The organism is Peribacillus sp. NPDC101481 (assembly GCF_044767165.1).
In the GTDB taxonomy this organism is placed as follows: Bacteria; Bacillota; Bacilli; order Bacillales; family DSM-1321; genus Peribacillus.
On record NZ_JBIWNJ010000005.1, the window covers coordinates 131,827 to 148,951 of the forward strand.

Annotated in this window: 16 protein-coding genes, 1 pseudogene and 1 riboswitch; of the genes and pseudogenes, 9 read left to right on the forward strand and 8 right to left on the reverse strand. The window is 42.6% G+C overall.

The features are described from left to right. Nucleotide 1 precedes the first annotated feature (1 nt). From mnmL to ACIROD_RS23955, 3 genes are all read left to right on the forward strand, one after another. Nucleotides 2-961: a tRNA modification radical SAM protein MnmL/YtqA gene (mnmL, locus tag ACIROD_RS23945; protein WP_402945031.1), complete on the forward strand. Its 960-nt coding sequence runs from the start codon at nucleotides 2-4 to the stop codon at nucleotides 959-961. After that, complete coding sequence (gene mnmM, locus ACIROD_RS23950) at nucleotides 958-1,530, forward strand: tRNA 5-(aminomethyl)-2-thiouridylate-methyltransferase MnmM (protein ID WP_402945034.1); 573 nt, start codon at nucleotides 958-960, stop codon at nucleotides 1,528-1,530. The genes mnmL and mnmM overlap by 4 nt, the downstream gene beginning before the upstream one ends. 135 nt (nucleotides 1,531-1,665) lie before the next feature. Next, nucleotides 1,666-2,061, forward strand: a complete 396-nt coding sequence (locus ACIROD_RS23955; protein ID WP_101225560.1) for a hypothetical protein — start codon at nucleotides 1,666-1,668, stop codon at nucleotides 2,059-2,061. A 68-nt stretch (nucleotides 2,062-2,129) separates the two neighbouring features. Here the strand turns inward: ACIROD_RS23955 and ACIROD_RS23960 are convergent, their stop codons facing one another. After that, nucleotides 2,130-2,933, reverse strand: a complete 804-nt coding sequence (locus ACIROD_RS23960) for an alpha/beta hydrolase (RefSeq protein WP_101225561.1) — start codon at nucleotides 2,931-2,933, stop codon at nucleotides 2,130-2,132. Nucleotides 2,934-3,143: 210 nt separating this feature from the next. Here ACIROD_RS23960 and ACIROD_RS23965 point away from each other — a divergent pair, with 210 nt between their 5' ends. Continuing rightward, nucleotides 3,144-3,662: a gamma carbonic anhydrase gene (locus ACIROD_RS23965; protein ID WP_063234974.1), complete on the forward strand. Its 519-nt coding sequence runs from the start codon at nucleotides 3,144-3,146 to the stop codon at nucleotides 3,660-3,662. A 510-nt stretch (nucleotides 3,663-4,172) separates the two neighbouring features. Here ACIROD_RS23965 and metK read toward each other — a convergent pair. Then, the gene (metK, locus tag ACIROD_RS23970) at nucleotides 4,173-5,366 is read right to left on the reverse strand and encodes a methionine adenosyltransferase (RefSeq protein WP_241594195.1); all 1,194 of its coding nucleotides are present in this window, start codon (nucleotides 5,364-5,366) and stop codon (nucleotides 4,173-4,175) included. A 163-nt stretch (nucleotides 5,367-5,529) separates the two neighbouring features. Then, a riboswitch (SAM riboswitch) is annotated at nucleotides 5,530-5,691 on the reverse strand. Nucleotides 5,692-6,108: 417 nt separating this feature from the next. Between metK and pckA the strand changes: the two genes are divergently transcribed. Then, nucleotides 6,109-7,695, forward strand: a complete 1,587-nt coding sequence (gene pckA / locus ACIROD_RS23975) for a phosphoenolpyruvate carboxykinase (ATP) (protein WP_101225563.1) — start codon at nucleotides 6,109-6,111, stop codon at nucleotides 7,693-7,695. A gap of 1,244 nt (nucleotides 7,696-8,939) precedes the next feature. Here pckA and ACIROD_RS23980 read toward each other — a convergent pair. The 3 genes from ACIROD_RS23980 to ACIROD_RS23990 are packed head-to-tail and all read right to left on the reverse strand — an operon-like array spanning nucleotide 8,940 to nucleotide 12,828. Then, nucleotides 8,940-10,241 carry a nucleotide sugar dehydrogenase gene (locus ACIROD_RS23980; protein WP_101225564.1) on the reverse strand — a complete coding sequence of 434 codons (1,302 nt, stop codon included), beginning with the start codon at nucleotides 10,239-10,241 and terminating at the stop codon, nucleotides 8,940-8,942. A gap of 41 nt (nucleotides 10,242-10,282) precedes the next feature. After that, nucleotides 10,283-11,599 (reverse strand): glycosyltransferase, encoded by a 1,317-nt coding sequence (locus tag ACIROD_RS23985; protein ID WP_402945040.1) that lies wholly within the window; start codon nucleotides 11,597-11,599, stop codon nucleotides 10,283-10,285. A 23-nt stretch (nucleotides 11,600-11,622) separates the two neighbouring features. Continuing rightward, a complete protein-coding gene (locus ACIROD_RS23990) occupies nucleotides 11,623-12,828 on the reverse strand; it encodes a glycosyltransferase family 4 protein (RefSeq protein ID WP_363320614.1) in 1,206 nt (401 codons plus the stop codon). A 195-nt stretch (nucleotides 12,829-13,023) separates the two neighbouring features. On the opposite strand from ACIROD_RS23990, the gene wecB reads away from it, so the two are divergent. From wecB to ACIROD_RS24005, 3 genes and pseudogenes are all read left to right on the forward strand, one after another. After that, nucleotides 13,024-14,160, forward strand: coding sequence for a non-hydrolyzing UDP-N-acetylglucosamine 2-epimerase (gene wecB, locus ACIROD_RS23995; protein WP_232783029.1), 1,137 nt, complete (start codon nucleotides 13,024-13,026; stop codon nucleotides 14,158-14,160). 221 nt (nucleotides 14,161-14,381) lie between these two features. Continuing rightward, nucleotides 14,382-14,612: pseudogene (locus ACIROD_RS24000) on the forward strand (VOC family protein); the annotation flags it as partial. Nucleotides 14,613-14,675: 63 nt separating this feature from the next. Next, on the forward strand, nucleotides 14,676-14,765 hold the full coding sequence (locus ACIROD_RS24005) for a VOC family protein (RefSeq protein WP_402945045.1): 90 nt from the start codon (nucleotides 14,676-14,678) through the stop codon (nucleotides 14,763-14,765). A gap of 72 nt (nucleotides 14,766-14,837) precedes the next feature. On the opposite strand, the gene ACIROD_RS24010 is transcribed toward ACIROD_RS24005, so the two are convergent. Continuing rightward, a complete protein-coding gene (locus tag ACIROD_RS24010) occupies nucleotides 14,838-15,608 on the reverse strand; it encodes a sulfite exporter TauE/SafE family protein (protein ID WP_260359142.1) in 771 nt (256 codons plus the stop codon). Nucleotides 15,609-15,647: 39 nt separating this feature from the next. Next, the gene (locus tag ACIROD_RS24015; protein WP_402945101.1) at nucleotides 15,648-16,103 is read right to left on the reverse strand and encodes a 2-thiouracil desulfurase family protein; all 456 of its coding nucleotides are present in this window, start codon (nucleotides 16,101-16,103) and stop codon (nucleotides 15,648-15,650) included. A gap of 327 nt (nucleotides 16,104-16,430) precedes the next feature. Here ACIROD_RS24015 and ACIROD_RS24020 point away from each other — a divergent pair, with 327 nt between their 5' ends. Next, the gene (locus ACIROD_RS24020) at nucleotides 16,431-16,598 is read left to right on the forward strand and encodes a hypothetical protein (RefSeq protein WP_402945048.1); all 168 of its coding nucleotides are present in this window, start codon (nucleotides 16,431-16,433) and stop codon (nucleotides 16,596-16,598) included. A gap of 243 nt (nucleotides 16,599-16,841) precedes the next feature. Here ACIROD_RS24020 and ACIROD_RS24025 read toward each other — a convergent pair whose 3' ends face one another. Beyond that, nucleotides 16,842-17,084: a DUF2584 domain-containing protein gene (locus ACIROD_RS24025; protein WP_101225571.1), complete on the reverse strand. Its 243-nt coding sequence runs from the start codon at nucleotides 17,082-17,084 to the stop codon at nucleotides 16,842-16,844. Nucleotides 17,085-17,125: the final 41 nt, after the last annotated feature.

Consider the following 17,125-nt stretch of genomic DNA (forward strand, 5'->3'; position numbering starts at 1 on the left):
TTTGAATCAGGCAAACCCGTTTATATATGCAACGGATAACAAACGATATCATACATGGAATTACCACCTGAGGGAACATTTTGGACATAAGGTTTTTAAAGTTGCCCTGGATGGCGGTTTTGACTGCCCGAACCGTGATGGCACCGTCGCGCATGGTGGCTGTACCTTCTGCAGTGCCTCTGGCTCTGGTGACTTTGCGGGCAGCAGGGTTGAACCCCTCGACGTTCAGTTTCAGAAGATCAGCGAACGGATGCATCATAAATGGAAAGATGGAAAATATATGGCCTATTTCCAAGCGTTCACGAATACGCATGCCCCAGTGGAAGAACTTCGCGATAAATATGAAAGTGTATTGACCCAGGAGGGTGTCGTCGGGCTCTCCATTGCGACACGTCCGGATTGCCTTCCAGATGATGTAGTCGAGTATTTAGCCGAATTGAACGAACGGACCTACCTTTGGGTGGAGTTGGGTCTCCAGACGGTCCATGAAAAGACCGCGACGATGATCAACCGTGCCCATGATTTCGATTGCTACAAAGAAGGCGTCGATAAACTGCGGAAACACGGCATCCGCATATGCTCCCATATCATCAATGGCCTTCCTCAGGAAGATTACGGCATGATGCTGGAAACAGCCCGGGAAGTTGCCAAACTCGATGTGCAGGGGATAAAGATCCATTTACTTCATTTATTAAAAGGGACACCGATGGTCAAACAATACGAAAAAGGCATGCTCGAGTTTCTTGACCGTGACGATTATGTCAACCTGGTATGCGACCAGCTGGAAATAATCCCTCCAGAAATGATCGTTCACCGCATTACGGGTGACGGTCCGATCGATTTGATGATCGGTCCAATGTGGAGCGTCAATAAATGGGATGTCTTGAATGCCATTGATGCCGAATTGAAACGCCGTAACAGCTGGCAGGGAAAAAATAATCATACGGAGGTACAATCATGAAGCTTGACCGAATTTTGCCATTCGCCAGGATTCTGCTGGAAAAAGCGGTCCATCCCGGGGATATAACCATTGATTGCACGATGGGCAACGGTTTTGATACGGTCTTTCTTGCAGGACTTACAGGTGAAAACGGGCATGTCTATAGTTTTGATATTCAAAAAGAAGCAATTCAAACCACAGCGGCGAAACTAATGGCCGAGAATTTACAAGAGTGCTGCACCCTCATTCACGATGGGCATCAACATTTGAGCAAATACATCAGGAAAGAGCATTCCGGAAAGGTCACGGGTGCCATATTCAACCTGGGTTACCTTCCTGGCGGTGACAAATCAATCATCACCCAAGCCGATACGACGATATCAGCCATTGAACAGCTATTTGAATTGCTGGCACCTGAAGGCATCATCATCCTCGTCATTTACCATGGTCATCCAGGGGGATCGGCAGAACGGGATGCATTGATGGATTATGTACAGAACTTCCCTCAACAGAAAGCCCATATCCTGAAATACGGGTTCATCAACCAATCAAACAATCCGCCATTCATTGTCGCGATTGAAAAAAGATGATGGCTTTTGACACCGTTCGAACGAACGGTGTTTTTTCAATCCCAACTCGCAGAAGCAGAATTACCAATCACAACATTTTGAATTTTGCGTCTATAATGATTATAATGATAGAAAATAGATAAGAGGGTGCAGAAAATGGAACATTTGCCTACTTCATTACTGACGGATATATTAACTGAAAAAATCAAAAGGGATTCAAGTGAACAATACGGGGAGTTTGTCAGCTCGCTTAACTCGTTGACAGAAAACCAAAAAACCATGGAGGACCTCAAACAATTCGATCACCATTTTGATAGGTTCCTGCCACAACTCGATTTAATGATTTCCACTCAAAACCATGAAGCGATCATGAATATGAAAGCGACGCTTTTGGACCTATTCGCCAATGACTTAACCTTCAAATCCATCTTTCTTCTATCCACCGCATTATCGAATAAAAAAGAACTTACACACTTGAACCAATTTATGTACCCGGTTACTTACTGGGCCCCGGTGATCAAGTCAAACGAATTGCTTAAAAACGCAGGCTGATTCAAATAAAAAAAACTGCCAAAGGTCTAACCTCGGCAGTTTTTTATTTATCCTGAAGTATGTACTGATCAAACGACATACCCTAATATTTTTAAACGGTTCTCAACAAAACTCAGCGCATATTGAAATACATCATCACGTTCTGGTTCATTGAAGATTTCATGATATAGCTTAGGCCATTCCTTATATTGCTTTTCACTGGCCAAGTTATAATTAAACCACTCACGAACCGCCTTCTTGTTCACGACTCGGTCATCTCCGCCCTGCATGACCAAAAGCGGCACATCCTGGAAATCAGGAATTTCTTCAAAAGCATCCTTCATAGCCTGTGCAAGCTCGCGATACCAGCGAACCGAAACCTTTGTGATATATAATGTATCGTTTCTATCGGATTCACGGATTTCCGCACTTCTCGTCGCCATTTCAGGTGTCAATCCAGATTCAACCCTGAACTTAGGCATCACGATATTCAAACCATGCGAGATGGTTGTCAGGAACTTCGGCGGCTTCGTCACGAGGCCCAAGCATGGAGAAGAAAGAATCACCCCTGCAATGTCCCATTCCTCTTCCTGAAGAAGGCGTATCGAAATCAAACCGCCCATGCTGTGTCCAAGTAAAAAGACCGGCAACGAATATTCGTAAGCCTCTTCTATCCAGCTTTTCACTTCGTCCAAATACTCATCAAAGGAATCGATATGTCCCCGGTAGGCGCGAGTTGTCATACCCTGCCCAGGAAGGTCGCCCATGACGACATGGTATCCAGCCGAAAGCCACATTTGTGTTACCCACTTATAACGTCCGTGATGTTCCATTGCCCCATGAATGATGACAATGACGCCCTTTGCGTCTCCTTCTGTCTCCCATTTCCACATTCGAAATCCCCCTTTCACTTTTAACTTGTTGTGTACGATCCATGATAGTTAAAATAATATATATAAATTATAACCATATTCGTGATTTTCGACAAAAAAGAAATCTAACAAGTTGTACATTGCTATTATAAATAGCCAAGTGTATTTGCATACGGTATATTAAAATAATACATAAAAACATTCACTTCGGAAAGGAAATGATTGAAAATGATTATTTATCCGTATAAAGGCAAAGAACCTGAAATCGCCGAAAGCGCTTATATTGCCGAGAATGCTGTCGTGACAGGTGATGTCAAAATTGGCGACGAAACATCAATTTGGTTCAATTCCGTCATTCGCGGTGATGTATCCCCAACCATCATCGGGAAAAAAGTCAGTATACAGGATAACAGCGTCCTGCACCAAAGCCCAAATAATCCATTGATCATCGAGGATGAAGTAACCATTGGCCATCAGGTCATTTTACATAGCTGTAAAATCCGTAAAGGAGCTCTGATCGGCATGGGATCGATTGTACTTGATGAAGCTGAAATCGGCGAAGGAGCCTTCATCGGTGCCGGTAGCCTCGTTCCACAAGGTAAAGTCATTCCACCGAACATGCTGGCATTCGGACGCCCAGCTAAAGTCATTCGCGAAATCAACGAAGAAGATCGCCAGGATATGGAACGCATCGTTCGCGAATATGCCGAAAAAGGACAATACTATAAAACCGCGGAACGCATAAAGTGAATTGACTGAAAGTTACGAGTATTGTACTCAAACTCACGAGTATTTGCTACAAATTCACGAGTATTTACTCCAAACTCACGAGTATTTACTCCAAACTCACGAGTATTTACTCCAAACTCACGAGTATTTGCTCCAAACTCACGAGTATATGCTTTAAACTCACGAGTATACGCTCTAAACTCTCGAGTATACGCTCTAAACTCTCGAGTATATGCTCTAAACTCTCGAGTATACGCTCTAAACTCTCGAGTATACGCTCTAAACTCTCGAGTATACGCTCTAAACTCTCGAGTATACGCTCTAAACTCTCGAGTACTTGCTACAAACTCTAGAGTAACGCTTCAACCTCACGATTTGATGACCCAAACAAACTTGTAAACGACTTTAACTCACGAGTTTTGCACGTATTTTATATTTCTTTGGGATTTCTTGAATTATTCCCGCTGACGGCAAAATTAATCCACAAAAAAAAGGTGTCCCGCAAATTGCGGGACACCTTTTTTATATGATTTACGCTTGTGCTTTTAATGTTTCTGCTTTGTCCGTGCGTTCCCATGGAAGATCGACATCTGTACGGCCAAAGTGTCCGTAAGCAGCTGTTTGTTTGTAGATCGGGCGACGAAGGTCAAGCATTTTGATGATGCCAGCTGGACGAAGGTCGAAGTTAGCACGAACTAGGTCAACAAGGACTTCTTCGCTAACTGTACCAGTTCCGAACGTATCAATTGAAATCGATACAGGCTCTGCCACACCGATTGCGTATGCCAATTGAACTTCCGCTTTGTCGGCAAGGCCGGCTGCCACGATGTTTTTCGCAACATAACGAGCAGCGTATGCAGCAGAACGGTCAACTTTAGTAGCATCCTTACCAGAGAATGCACCGCCGCCGTGACGAGCGTATCCGCCGTAAGTATCAACGATGATTTTACGTCCAGTAAGACCAGCATCCCCTTGAGGTCCGCCAATTACGAAACGGCCAGTCGGGTTGATGAAGTATTTAGTTTGAGCATCGATCAATTCAGCTGGAACGACCGCTTTGATCACATGTTCTTTTAGATCGGCTTGAATTTGTTCAAGCGTAATTTCAGCATCATGCTGTGTAGAGATAACGATCGTATCTACACGTACAGGACGGTTATTCTCATCATATTCCACAGTTACCTGTGTTTTACCATCAGGGCGTAAGTAAGCAAGAGTTTCATCTTTACGAACTTGAGCCAGGCGGAATGAAAGTTTATGCGCCAATGAAATCGGAAGCGGCATAAGCTCTTCTGTTTCATTACAAGCAAATCCGAACATAAGACCTTGGTCCCCTGCACCGATTGCATCGATTTCTTCCTCTGACATGTTTCCTTCACGAGCTTCCAATGCTTTATCGACTCCAGCTGCGATATCGGCAGACTGCTCATCAATGGAACTCAACACTGCACAAGTTTCAGCATCGAAACCGTATTTCGCACGTGTGTAGCCAATTCCTTTAATCGTATCACGAACGATACGCGGAATATCCACGTAAGCGGACGTTGTAATTTCACCAGCAACAAGTACAAGACCTGTTGTTACACTAGTTTCACACGCAACACGTGCATTTGCATCCTTAGCTAGGATAGCATCTAAAATGGAATCTGAAATCTGATCACAAATTTTGTCCGGATGGCCCTCTGTAACAGATTCAGAAGTAAATAGACGTTTCTTTGACATCATATTTCCTCCTTGGAAGTTAGTATGTTGTAGGCATAAGCCTGATTTTTACGGAACTCGTTTCCCTCATTAGTTTCAACTATAGACACAGAATTACTTATGAAAAACACAAAAACCTTCCCTGGCAAATGAGGAAAGGTTTAAAATTCTGTCTTCTATCCTTTCACTCTTATCGTTCAAGGGTTTTTACCTTGCTCAGGTTAGCACCATCACCACTATTCCTTGAAGATCTTCGCTTTATTTTCGGCGATCGATCTTGGAGTCAAGTTCAATATGGCAGGTTGCTGGGTTTCAAAGGGCCTGTCCCTCCACCAACTCGGGATAAGAGAATCCGTACAATTTAAGATATTATCGTATATGGTTGGAATTTGTCAATGCTTTTCTAAAAAGAACATTTCCGCCCAGTATGGCTTTCTTTTGAAAAAAGTGTTGATACAGCGTCTTAGAAGGGTTTACAATGCAAAATACGAATAGAAATGTTGGAAATTGCCATTAATAATAAGTATTAAGCATACGAAAAACCACTTCACCATTGGAAATATATTGCTTACTTACTTCCTATTAAAATAAAATTGACTTCATTAAAGTATATGTGATAATCCTGACTCGGTTCCTGCCGGAATAAAATGATTAACGCGGCCAGCTGAAAATAATCACAAATTAGAAGAAATAGTATAGACTATTTAAATGAATGTGTTATACTAATTGTAATCTAAAAACTTAAACAAAGGAAGGTACCTCATATATGAATTCTGTAGATGTTTCTAATGAGTTACACCAGTTATTAACAGGAAACAATGTGCAAACTCAACTTTCAGTTCCTCAATTGGTCGAAAAAGTATTAAGCAGAAATGAAGGCGTTTTAACATCAACCGGCGCAGTAAAAGCTGAAACTGGCAAATATACTGGTCGTTCACCTAAAGATAAATTTATCGTGGAAGAAGCATCTGTTAAAGATAAAATCGATTGGGGTTCAGTGAACCAGCCAATTTCCGAAGATGTGTTCAATAAACTATATAATAAAGTAGTTGACTACCTAAAAGCAAAAGAAGAGATTTTTGTTTTTAAAGGTTTCGCTGGTGCAGACGAATCATCTCGTCTCCCAATCCGTGTTGTTAATGAATATGCTTGGCATAACCTTTTCGCCCATACTTTGTTCATCCGTCCAAATGAAGAGGAACTAAGAGGTCACGAAGCTGAATTCACAATCCTTTCTGCACCTAACTTCAAAGCAGACCCAGAAGTGGACGGAACCACTTCCGAAACTTTCATCATCGTTTCATTTGAACGCCGTACCATCCTGATCGGCGGAACGGAATATGCAGGAGAAATGAAAAAATCGATCTTCTCGATCATGAACTACTTACTTCCAGAGGCTGGAATCCTTCCAATGCATTGCTCTGCTAACGTAGGACGTGAAGGGGACGTCGCTTTATTCTTCGGTCTGTCCGGTACAGGCAAAACAACTTTATCAGCAGACACTAGCCGTAAACTGATTGGCGATGACGAGCACGGCTGGTCTTCTAATGGCGTATTCAACATCGAAGGCGGCTGCTATGCGAAAACGATCAATCTTTCACGTGAAAAAGAACCACAAATTTTCGATGCAATCCGTTTCGGTGCCGTATTGGAAAATGTTGTTGTTGATCCGGATACACGTGAAGCGAACTATGATGACAGTTCATTGACTGAAAACACTCGTGCTGCTTACCAAATGCAAGCGATCGATAACATCGTGAATCCAAGTATTGCAGGACATCCAAATACAATCATTTTCTTAACAGCTGATGCTTCAGGCGTTCTGCCTCCAATCAGCAAGCTTTCCAAAGAACAGGCAATGTTCCACTTCCTAAGCGGATACACTAGTAAATTGGCTGGTACTGAAAGAGGCGTAACTTCACCGGAAGCTACATTCTCCACTTGCTTCGGATCTCCATTCTTACCTCTTCCAGCTCAACGCTATGCTGAAATGCTTGGTGATAAAATTGACGAGCACAATGCAAAGGTATACCTTGTCAACACTGGATGGACTGGCGGAGCATACGGAACTGGAAGCCGTATGAAACTTGCTTACACTCGTGCAATGGTACAAGCGGCACTTGAAGGTGAATTAGCGAACATCGAAACGATCAAAGATGATATCTTCGGCTTGGATATCCCGCTTCATGTTCCTGGTGTTCCTGATGAAGTGCTTCAGCCAATCAAGACTTGGGCAGATCCTGCCGCTTATAAAGAAGCAGCAACGGACCTTGCCGCACAATTCCGTGCTAACTTCAAGAAATTCGGCAGCGTTCCAAGTGAAATCGAAGAACTTGGCGGACCGACAGCTTAATAAATTGTACACAAAAGGACCAAGCTCTTGCTTGGTCCTTTCAGTTTGTCGACAAGAAATGTCTCATCCCGAACCATGATTTCAAAACATTTCTTCGCTATCCTTCATTCATTGTTTACTTTTTGAATGGAATCCTCAGAAATTTGCTACACTCCTGCCACTCGCTCTCCAAAACCCCGCTAGATACATCAGCGAGGAGTCTTGGCAGACAGTCGGCGGAAATGAAGCGGATATAATTCGTGGACCTAAAAAAATAAATGCTTCGGAGTCCGAATAGTTAGGTGTAGATCGAATAAATTCGTGGACGGTCGATTTTAGTGCCCTGTAGGTCGATTTTCTGCGATGAACGGTCGATTTTAGTGCCCTGTAGGTCGATTTTCTGCGACAACGGTCGAATATAGTACCCTGTAGGTCGATTTTCTGCGACAACGGTCGAATTTAGTGCCGTGTAGGCCGATTTTCTGCGACAACGGTCGAATAATGTGCACTGTAGGTCGATTTTCTGCGTAACGGTCAAATTTAGTGCCGTGTAGGTCGATTTTCTGCGACAACGGTCGAATAATGTGCCCTGTAGGTCGATTTTCTGCGACAACGGTCGAATAATGTGCACTGTAGGTCGATTTTTTGCGGTGAACGGTCGAATAATGTGCCGTGTAGGTCGATTTTCTGCGACAACGGTCGAATAATGTGCACTGTAGGTCGATTTTCTGCGACAACGGTCGAATACAATGCCGTGTAGGTCGATTTTCTGCGACAACGGTCGAATAATGTGCCGTGTAGGTCGATTTTCTGCGACAACGGTCGAATTTAGTGCCGTGTAGGTCGATTTTCTGCGGTGAACTGTCGAATAATGTGCCCTGTAGGTCGATTTACTGCGACAACGGTCGAATTTAGTGCCCTGTAGGTCGATTTTCTGCGATGAACTGTCGAATATAGTGCCCTGTACGTCCAATAACGGCGTCATAGGCCAATAAGTACGGTTTAGGCCGAATAATGGCGGCAACGGCCTAATATATGGCTAGCCAAGCCCCCTCCAGATTGTTTGGCGGGGGCTTGGCGGAAAGGGAGCGGATTTAAACTGAAACGTTTCCACAGTTTCTGAAAGGACCAAGCTCTCGCTTGGTCCTTTTCTTCATTGATTTTTTGTCCTCCGTTCTTCCTGCCAGATGATGCTATTCAAAAAGGGCACTGTCATAGTCAGCGCCCCTTAATCCTTATTACAATATCGATATTTGTCCAAGTTTTTAGATGATCGCTTTATTCCTGGCTTTTTTCATGGACATCGTTTTGTATTGATATATATTGCCCAGATTGGCCACCGGGACATCTGTTTTAGTTGCATCAATGCAATTGCGTGTATCCAAAATCAATTTATTTCTCATGAGATTTGATAAATTATCATAATCCATTTGTTTAAATTCATCATGGTCGGTCAGGACAAGTATCAAGTCGGCATCGTTTACAGCGTCTTCCACTGATACGACTGGCATCTTTCCAGATTGGACATGAGGGTCATGCAAGGATACATCCATGTTTTCCATCCCCATCAAGATATTGACGACATCAATGGCGGGACTTTCACGAATATCATCTACATTTCCTTTGTATGCAAGACCGAAAACAGCTACTTTTGGCTTCCGGATCCCCTCTAGCATCATCCTTACGGAATTAACGATATAATAAGGCATCGATACGTTGGTATCGCGGGCCAATTTAATGATTCTCGCTTGCTCTGGTGCCTTTGCAACGACGAAATACGGATCGACCGCTAAACAATGGCCGCCAACTCCTGGTCCTGGTTGGTGAATATTTACACGAGGGTGTTTGTTTGCCATCGATATGACATCCAAAACATTGATATCCAGCTCGAAACAGATTTTCGTCAGCTCATTCGCAAGGGCGATATTGACATCCCTGAAGGTGTTTTCCATTAGTTTGGACATTTCAGCCGTTTTCGCATCCGTCTGAATGATTTCTCCTTGAACGAAGGTTTTATAAACAAGACTTCCTTTATATGAGCATGTTTCCGTGATGCCCCCGACGATACGGTTATTATGAACCAACTCTTCAAGAATCCTTCCAGGTAAAACACGCTCCGGACAATGAACTAGGAAAATGTCTTTTCCGATTGTAAGGCCCGACCTCTCGATCATCGGTCTAATATGATCATCCATGCTTCTTGGCGCAATCGTCGATTCAATAATGATGACATTCCCTTTTTTGATAAAAGGAAGAATGTTTGAGGTTGCATCCATGACATGAGTTAAATCACATGATTGATGCATGTCCTTTTTATTTGGAGTAGGAACTGCGATAATGAAAACATCCGCTTGTTCCGGGCTTAACGCAGCTCGGAACTTATTGGAATTAAGCACTTCTTGCAATACCTCCTCCAATCCAGGTTCTTCGATATGAAGCCTGCCGCTATTCAAATTGGAAATAATCTCAGGATGGATATCCACGCCGACAACATCGACACCGTGTTTCGCAAACATTAAAGAAGTCGGAAGTCCTATATAACCAAGTCCTATTGTACAAAGTTTCATATAAACCACTCCTATCTATTTTTCTGCTACACTCAAATTTGTTAGGCTGTTTGATAGATTTCGATAAAGATTTCCTTCTCTTGTTTCCAATTGTATTTCTGCCGCGCCTTCAGGCAGTTATTGCTCATTTCCGCCCTTTTTTCAGGATGTTTCAATAAGTAATTGACGCCTTCGGCAATTGATTTTGGATCATGTGAATCGACACATACACCGATTTTTTCCGTATCGACAACCTTTTGTATTTCAGGAAAGCTGCAGGCAACCACAGGCACACCGCTCATCATGTATTCAAACAATTTATTTGAAGAAGCGGAGTAGTGATTAAAGCAGACATTATTTAATATCTGAAAACCTAAATACGCATTTTTTGTATAATGGAGCAGCTCGTCGACCGGAACCTTCGGTAAGAACTTCACACGATGCTCCAGATTCATGTCGCTTACTTTTTTCACTAAATCATCCTTGATTCTTCCATCTCCGATAAAAACTACCGTACCGCCATCAATCATCGGTACAGCATCAACCAATTGCTCTAACCCTCTTCCCATTTGAACGCCGCCTTGGTATAGCAAAATCGGTTCATTCTCTGGCAAATCGAGCAGCTCATGCAAATTCACGGCCGTACTTTCCTCCGGATTGGTTGGAATCGGGTAGTTATGGACCACCTTGGGATACAGACCATATAAGTCTTCGTTATACTTAGCTCTCGTATGGTTTTCGGCAATCATTTCATCCACGAACATTAATAGGAATTTCTCCATCATCCCGTAAATTCGGCTATTATATCCCGTTCTGCTCGTTTGTACTTCATGCGAGTCATAAATCAGCTTTTTCCTTCTCAACCATTTACTGCTGATCGCTCCCTGCATGAGCGTATTCAAGTCATTTGAATGATAAAAATCATATTTCCTTTTCCGGCCATGATAGATCATTTGACCAAAAATGTAGCTCCTCGTTAATAGTGTCGGCAGCTTCGTTTTAGTGATCATCAGGGTGCCCATCGCAAGGAGTGCAAATGAGCCGAACAGTATTGCCGATCCCAACCAGCCGTTGATCAAGTTCAAGTTCCACAACGTATTCCAGACCAATAAGGCCAATAGAACGATTTCAAACTTCTTTTTCTTCAATTTGCCTACGATCCTGAGAATCCTATGAAGCGCATCCCAGCGATTATTCACCCTAGTGACAGTGAAACCATTTTCGTGTTTCTCCTTTTTGGGCAAACCCTCGATTTTCCAGTTATGAATGGCAATTAAATCGACTTCATAACCCGCTTCAGTAAGTGCTGTGCATTCTCTTAGAACCCTCGCATCGTTTGTAAAGTGATTCCACACGAACATACATACATTCTTCGCCATGTTGTCCTCCACTTCCGAATTTTTCAGCCTGACGCTTCCATCACATTGATGAGACCTTTAATATTTTTAGACCATTGAAAATGTTGTTTAGCATACCGATGACCGTTTTCCCCCAGTTCTTCACGAAGGGCTGGATCTGAGGCCATGGTCAAGATATGCTGACAGATTTCATCAACATTTCTGCTCTCTGCCACCAACCCGCATTTCGCCTCTGATAGCATCTTCTTGGCTCTGCCGTCCACATCACCGACAATGGGTATTCCGACACACATATAATCGATGATTTTACCAGGCAGCACCTTATTGAAGACTTCTTTTTCAACCAAGCTCACATAGGCAATATGGGACGTTGAAACTTCATGAAGAGTCACTCTTCGATTCATCGCATTAATCATCTTAATATTTGTCAGCCCTCTAGAGCTTATCTCCTTCTCCACTTCGGATATCCGATATCCATATCCAATCATCGAGAACTCGATTTGTTTATGTTCCCTTAGCTTTTCAGCTACGGCTATCAGCTTTTTCAAGTCCTGGGCCAGTCCGATATTCCCCGCATAAACGACCTTGATTACCTTTTCCGATACAGGTGTAAGCAAGTTCTTTAACGTCAGCTCATCCGCAGTAAGCGAATTGGGGATGTATTGGATGGCCTCTTCCTTGACTCCCTTTGCAACGATATAATCCCTGAAACCAGGACTATTGATGATAATGAAATCTGAAAGCCGATATAGCTTCCTTTCCAGGAAGAAAGCGATTTTCAAAACCCACTTATTATTAAATACTCCCACTCCTATCAACGATTCCGGCCATAAATCCCTGACATCGGTAATGAGTTTCGCCTTCATCTTTTTCTTGGCGATCAACGCCGCCAGTGTCGGGAAGATTGGCGGAGTCGTGGCAAACACGTAATCATATTTTTTTTCGAGACGGATGATTGTATAAATGAAAAGCCACATCGCTTCAAGATAATGAAGCAACCGCTTCCCCATATTGCTTGTATACCTCTTCACTTTGTCCGGTTTAATCCTGATGACATCTTCTTCAATGCTTTCTTCATCCCAAAACTTTGTATCTTGATATAAACTTTGATTAGGATAACTCGGCTTCAATGTGATGACCGTTACCTCAAATCCGTTTCTTTTCAAATGGAGATATATATTTTTCATTCTATTTCCCGCACTTCCGATTTCCGGATAAAAGTTTTGCACGATCATCAGGACACTTTTCATATTCGCCTATCACCTCTATTCTGCTTTGCTTACTTCCTGCTTTATATTGTAAATGCCAGATATTAACTGGAGGTTAAAGAAATATAAAGTCCCTATTAATATTGTAAAAATTCTGTTAATTATTGTTTCATTTTTATATTTCCCATGAACTTCCCGTTATAATGGGGGAGACATTCAGAAGGGGAGGAAATGAGCATGCCTAAACAACGTATTAAGGTCATGACCGTATTTGGTACAAGACCAGAGGCTATCAAAATGGCACCAGTCGTTTTGGAACTGAAAAAGCATCCAGAAGAAATAGAAACCATCGTGGTGGTCACCGCCCAGCATAGGGAAATGCTCGACCAAGTCTTGCAATGTTTTAAAATAAAGCCAGATCACGATTTGGATATGATGAAGGATAGACAAACATTAGAAGAGATTACAACTCGAGGGCTTGAAAAATTAAGTTCTCTCATGAAAGATATAAAACCGGATATCGTCCTCGTACACGGCGATACAACAACAACTTTCATCGCAAGCTTGGCCGCTTTCTATAATAAGATACAAATTGGTCACGTTGAAGCTGGTCTCCGGACTGGTAATAAGTATTCTCCATATCCTGAAGAAATGAATAGGCAGCTGACAGGTGTCCTAGCTGATTTGCACTTTGCGCCAACAAATCAGGCGGCAGAGAATCTAATTTTGGAAAATAAAAAGAGTGATTGTATTCATATTACTGGAAATACGGCAATCGATGCGTTGAAAACAACAGTACGGAAAGATTATGAACATCCGATTCTATCAGGTTTGAATGGGGATCGCATGTTATTGATGACAGCGCACAGACGAGAAAATATCGGAAAACCAATGGAAGAAATATTCCGTTCCGTCAAACGGCTGCTTGAAGATCACAAGGATATCCAAGTTGTTTTCCCGCTTCATAAAAACCCAGTAGTCCGTGAAATTGCTTACCGGATTTTTGGTGAAACACAAAGACTTCACTTAATAGAGCCGCTTGAGGTGCTTGATTTTCATAATTTTGCGGCGCATGCCCATCTAATATTGACAGATTCCGGAGGTGTGCAAGAAGAAGCTCCCTCACTTGGTGTTCCTGTCCTTGTGTTACGCGATACAACAGAACGTCCGGAAGGAATCGATGCTGGTACCCTTTTATTGGCTGGAATTGAGGAAGAACGAATTTATGAATTAGCCACAAACTTACTTACAAATGAAGAAACCTATAAAAAAATGGCGACAGCCTCCAACCCATATGGAGATGGATTCGCTTCACAACGCATAGTTGAAATCCTATTGAAACATTGCGGAATGAAGTCCCCCCTTCCATTATGAAAGAAAAATATAGTAATGAAAAAATCCTGTCACGTAAGCGGCAGGATTTTTTCATTACAAGGTGGATTCGCTCCAGATTAAGGTGGGGAAATGAACATGACTCACAATCGAAAATGCAGCTAAGCCCCCTTGAATATAAAGGAGGATAAGATCTCCCTGTCGAATTGATAGTCATGACATGAAACAGGAGGATTAGTATGAAAAATTAAGTTACCCCCTATTTAATCTTCAATGGACAAGCAAAAGACGCATTAGCCTTTTATGCAGAAGTATTTCAAGCAGAGATTACCGATATGCAAACCTACGGTGAAGCTGATTTCCCAACACCTGAAGAAGCGAATGAACTTGTTCTGCATGCAAAAATCAAAAAAGGCGATATGTTGATCATGGTATCCGATACTTTTCCAGGCAATCCCTTTGATGCCGGGAATAATGTAGCATTGGTCCTCTAATGTGAAAGCGACTCGGAAATCCAGCATTTATATGAGGTTATGTGTGAACAAGGATTATCCTTAATGGAACTGCAAGATACCTTTTGGGGAGCTAAGTATGGTAAGGTCAAGGATAAATTCGGCATTCACTGGGACTTGAATTTCACAAAATGAATGTAAAAATGGCCGAAAATACGATTTGTATCCCCGGCCATTTTTAATAGAATCATTCACGGAAACGATGCATCAAAACACATGAAAATAATTAAGGACATTTTTTCCAATCAATAAAATCGTGACGCAAATAAATAATATACGTACATAGGAAGCACCTTTTTTAATTGCGAAGTTCGTTCCTACCAGTGCTCCTGCGACCATTGCAAGACCCATCGGAATTCCATAGGCAAAATTAACGGTCCCCATAGATAAGAAAATGATAAGTGCGGCAATATTGCTTCCAAAATTCAATATTCTTGCATTCCCGGCAGCCTGGACAAAATCAAACCCAATGATCAAAAGTGAAAATAATAAAAAGGAACCTGTGCCTGGTCCTAGAAAACCATCATAAAAACCAATCGCAAATATTATGACTATTAAAAGAATCATTTTCTTCCTTGTCAGCCCTTTATACTTTGCATCTTTACCCCAATCCTTTTTTACTAACGTATAAATCGCAACAACGATCAATAAAATCAAAATGAGGGGCTTCAGTATCTCTGCGGAAACGAAATGTACAACGTATGCTCCTAACGCCGCTCCAATCACAGTAATCGGAAACAGCTTGATAACGAATTTGAAATCCACTTTTCCAGCCCGAATGAATGAAATCGTACTCGTTAAAGATCCCATGGTACCCGCCAGCTTGTTAGTGGCAAGTGCCGCTGAAGGCGAAATCCCTGTGAACAATAAAGCCGGAATGGAAATTAAACCGCCCCCGCCCACGACGGAATCGATGAATGCGGCAATAAAACCCGCAAGTACTAAAAATAACAAAGTATAGAGATTGATATCCTCCATGTATTCCCCTTCTTTCAAAAAGCACTATCTAAAATGCCATTACTCTTTTTCATTTAACCCTTCCTCTGAAATGACAGTGAATCCATGCCGCCTAAGCAAAGCCGCGGTCACTCCATTCCCGACCTTCTTCTCCCCCTTGAATTCCCCATTATAAATCGTGGCACTCCCACAGGATGGACTATTTTCTTTTAAAACGACTAACGTTGCCCCTACCTCCTGGGCTTTCAATAACGTAAGATTCGCTCCCTTTATGTACAATTCCGTTACATCCCGGCCCGACTTTTCGATGATCTTCGCTTTTCCATCAAGGACATCGCCACCTTCACCGCCGACTATCTCAGCAGGCTCCCTCGGTGTCGAAAAACCGCCAAGCAACTCAGGACAAACCGCTATAGCCTTTTTCTCCATCATTAATTCCATAATTCCATCATCCAGGCTATGTGTACCATTGTATCTTACCTCATGCCCCGCCAAACAAGCACTCACCAATATCATCAAATCACCCCACCTCATGCGCTTTCCACCATTTTACCACGTAGGTTGGATTATTGGTGCAGAGGTCGAATTATGAGCGGTTACGGTCGAATCTATTGGTGCGTGGGTCGATTTATATGCGGTTACGGTCGATTTTGTTGGTGCGTGGGTCGATTTATGAGTGTGTACGGTCGAATCTATTGGTGCGTGGGTCGATTTATATGCGGTTACGGTCGAATCTATTGGTGCGTGGGTCGATTTATATGCGGTTACGGTCGAATCTATTGGTGCGTGGGTCGATTTATGGGCGTGCACGGGCGAATTGTTGGTGCGTGGGTCGATTTATGAGTGTATACGGTCGAATCTATTGGTGTGTGGGTCGAATTATATGCGGTTACGGTCGAATCTATTGGTGCGTGGGTCGATTTATTTGCGGTTACGGTCGAATCTATTGGTGCGTGGGTCGATTTATATGCGGTTACGGTCGAATCTATTGGTGCGTGGGTCGATTTATAAGCGTTTACGGTCGATTTTATTGGTGCGTGGGTCGATTTATATGCGGTTACGGTTGAATTGTTGGTGCGTGGGTCGATTTATGGGCGGTTACGGTTGAATTGTTGGTGCGTGAATGGAATTTTGTGCGTGTATGGTCGAATTGTTGGTGTGCAGCCTGAATTTTTCGCACATCTGGTCGAATTCTGCCACACAATCAAAAAAAGCGCTTGCAGCGAAGACGATTCCCGGCAAGCGCTTGTCTATTTAGTTAGTTGAGTTCAGTGATAGTAGTTGGTACGTAATGATGGTCTTTTCACTGGTCCATTCAATTTTTTGGATAACGGCTGTTCCGCTTGAGTCGGATTGAATGGTTTTACGGACATCGATTGGAATATCGATAGGGTATAACCTGTATCCAGCTTTCGACAGCCGAAAAATGTTTTCTTCTTCACGGGTTTCGTTCCCTTTTGTCACAATCATTGTATTTAGCTCCATAGGCATGCCCATGTGTATCTCCTCCTTGCCAATATACTTAGTATATACTTCAT

Excerpts from the sequence above, each read along its gene's own strand:
- mnmM (WP_402945034.1), top strand. The coding sequence starts at position 958 with ATGAAGCTTGACCGAATTTTGCCATTCGCCAGGATTCTGCTGGAAAAA.
- ACIROD_RS23955 (WP_101225560.1), top strand. The coding sequence starts at position 1,666 with ATGGAACATTTGCCTACTTCATTACTGACGGATATATTAACTGAAAAA.
- ACIROD_RS23960 (WP_101225561.1), bottom strand. The coding sequence starts at position 2,933 with ATGTGGAAATGGGAGACAGAAGGAGACGCAAAGGGCGTCATTGTCATC.
- metK (WP_241594195.1), bottom strand. The coding sequence starts at position 5,366 with ATGATGTCAAAGAAACGTCTATTTACTTCTGAATCTGTTACAGAGGGC.
- pckA (WP_101225563.1), top strand. The coding sequence starts at position 6,109 with ATGAATTCTGTAGATGTTTCTAATGAGTTACACCAGTTATTAACAGGA.
- ACIROD_RS23980 (WP_101225564.1), bottom strand. The coding sequence starts at position 10,241 with ATGAAACTTTGTACAATAGGACTTGGTTATATAGGACTTCCGACTTCT.
- ACIROD_RS23985 (WP_402945040.1), bottom strand. The coding sequence starts at position 11,599 with ATGGCGAAGAATGTATGTATGTTCGTGTGGAATCACTTTACAAACGAT.
- ACIROD_RS23990 (WP_363320614.1), bottom strand. The coding sequence starts at position 12,828 with ATGAAAAGTGTCCTGATGATCGTGCAAAACTTTTATCCGGAAATCGGA.
- wecB (WP_232783029.1), top strand. The coding sequence starts at position 13,024 with ATGCCTAAACAACGTATTAAGGTCATGACCGTATTTGGTACAAGACCA.
- ACIROD_RS24005 (WP_402945045.1), top strand. The coding sequence starts at position 14,676 with ATGGAACTGCAAGATACCTTTTGGGGAGCTAAGTATGGTAAGGTCAAG.
- ACIROD_RS24010 (WP_260359142.1), bottom strand. The coding sequence starts at position 15,608 with ATGGAGGATATCAATCTCTATACTTTGTTATTTTTAGTACTTGCGGGT.
- ACIROD_RS24015 (WP_402945101.1), bottom strand. The coding sequence starts at position 16,103 with ATGATATTGGTGAGTGCTTGTTTGGCGGGGCATGAGGTAAGATACAAT.
- ACIROD_RS24025 (WP_101225571.1), bottom strand. The coding sequence starts at position 17,084 with ATGGGCATGCCTATGGAGCTAAATACAATGATTGTGACAAAAGGGAAC.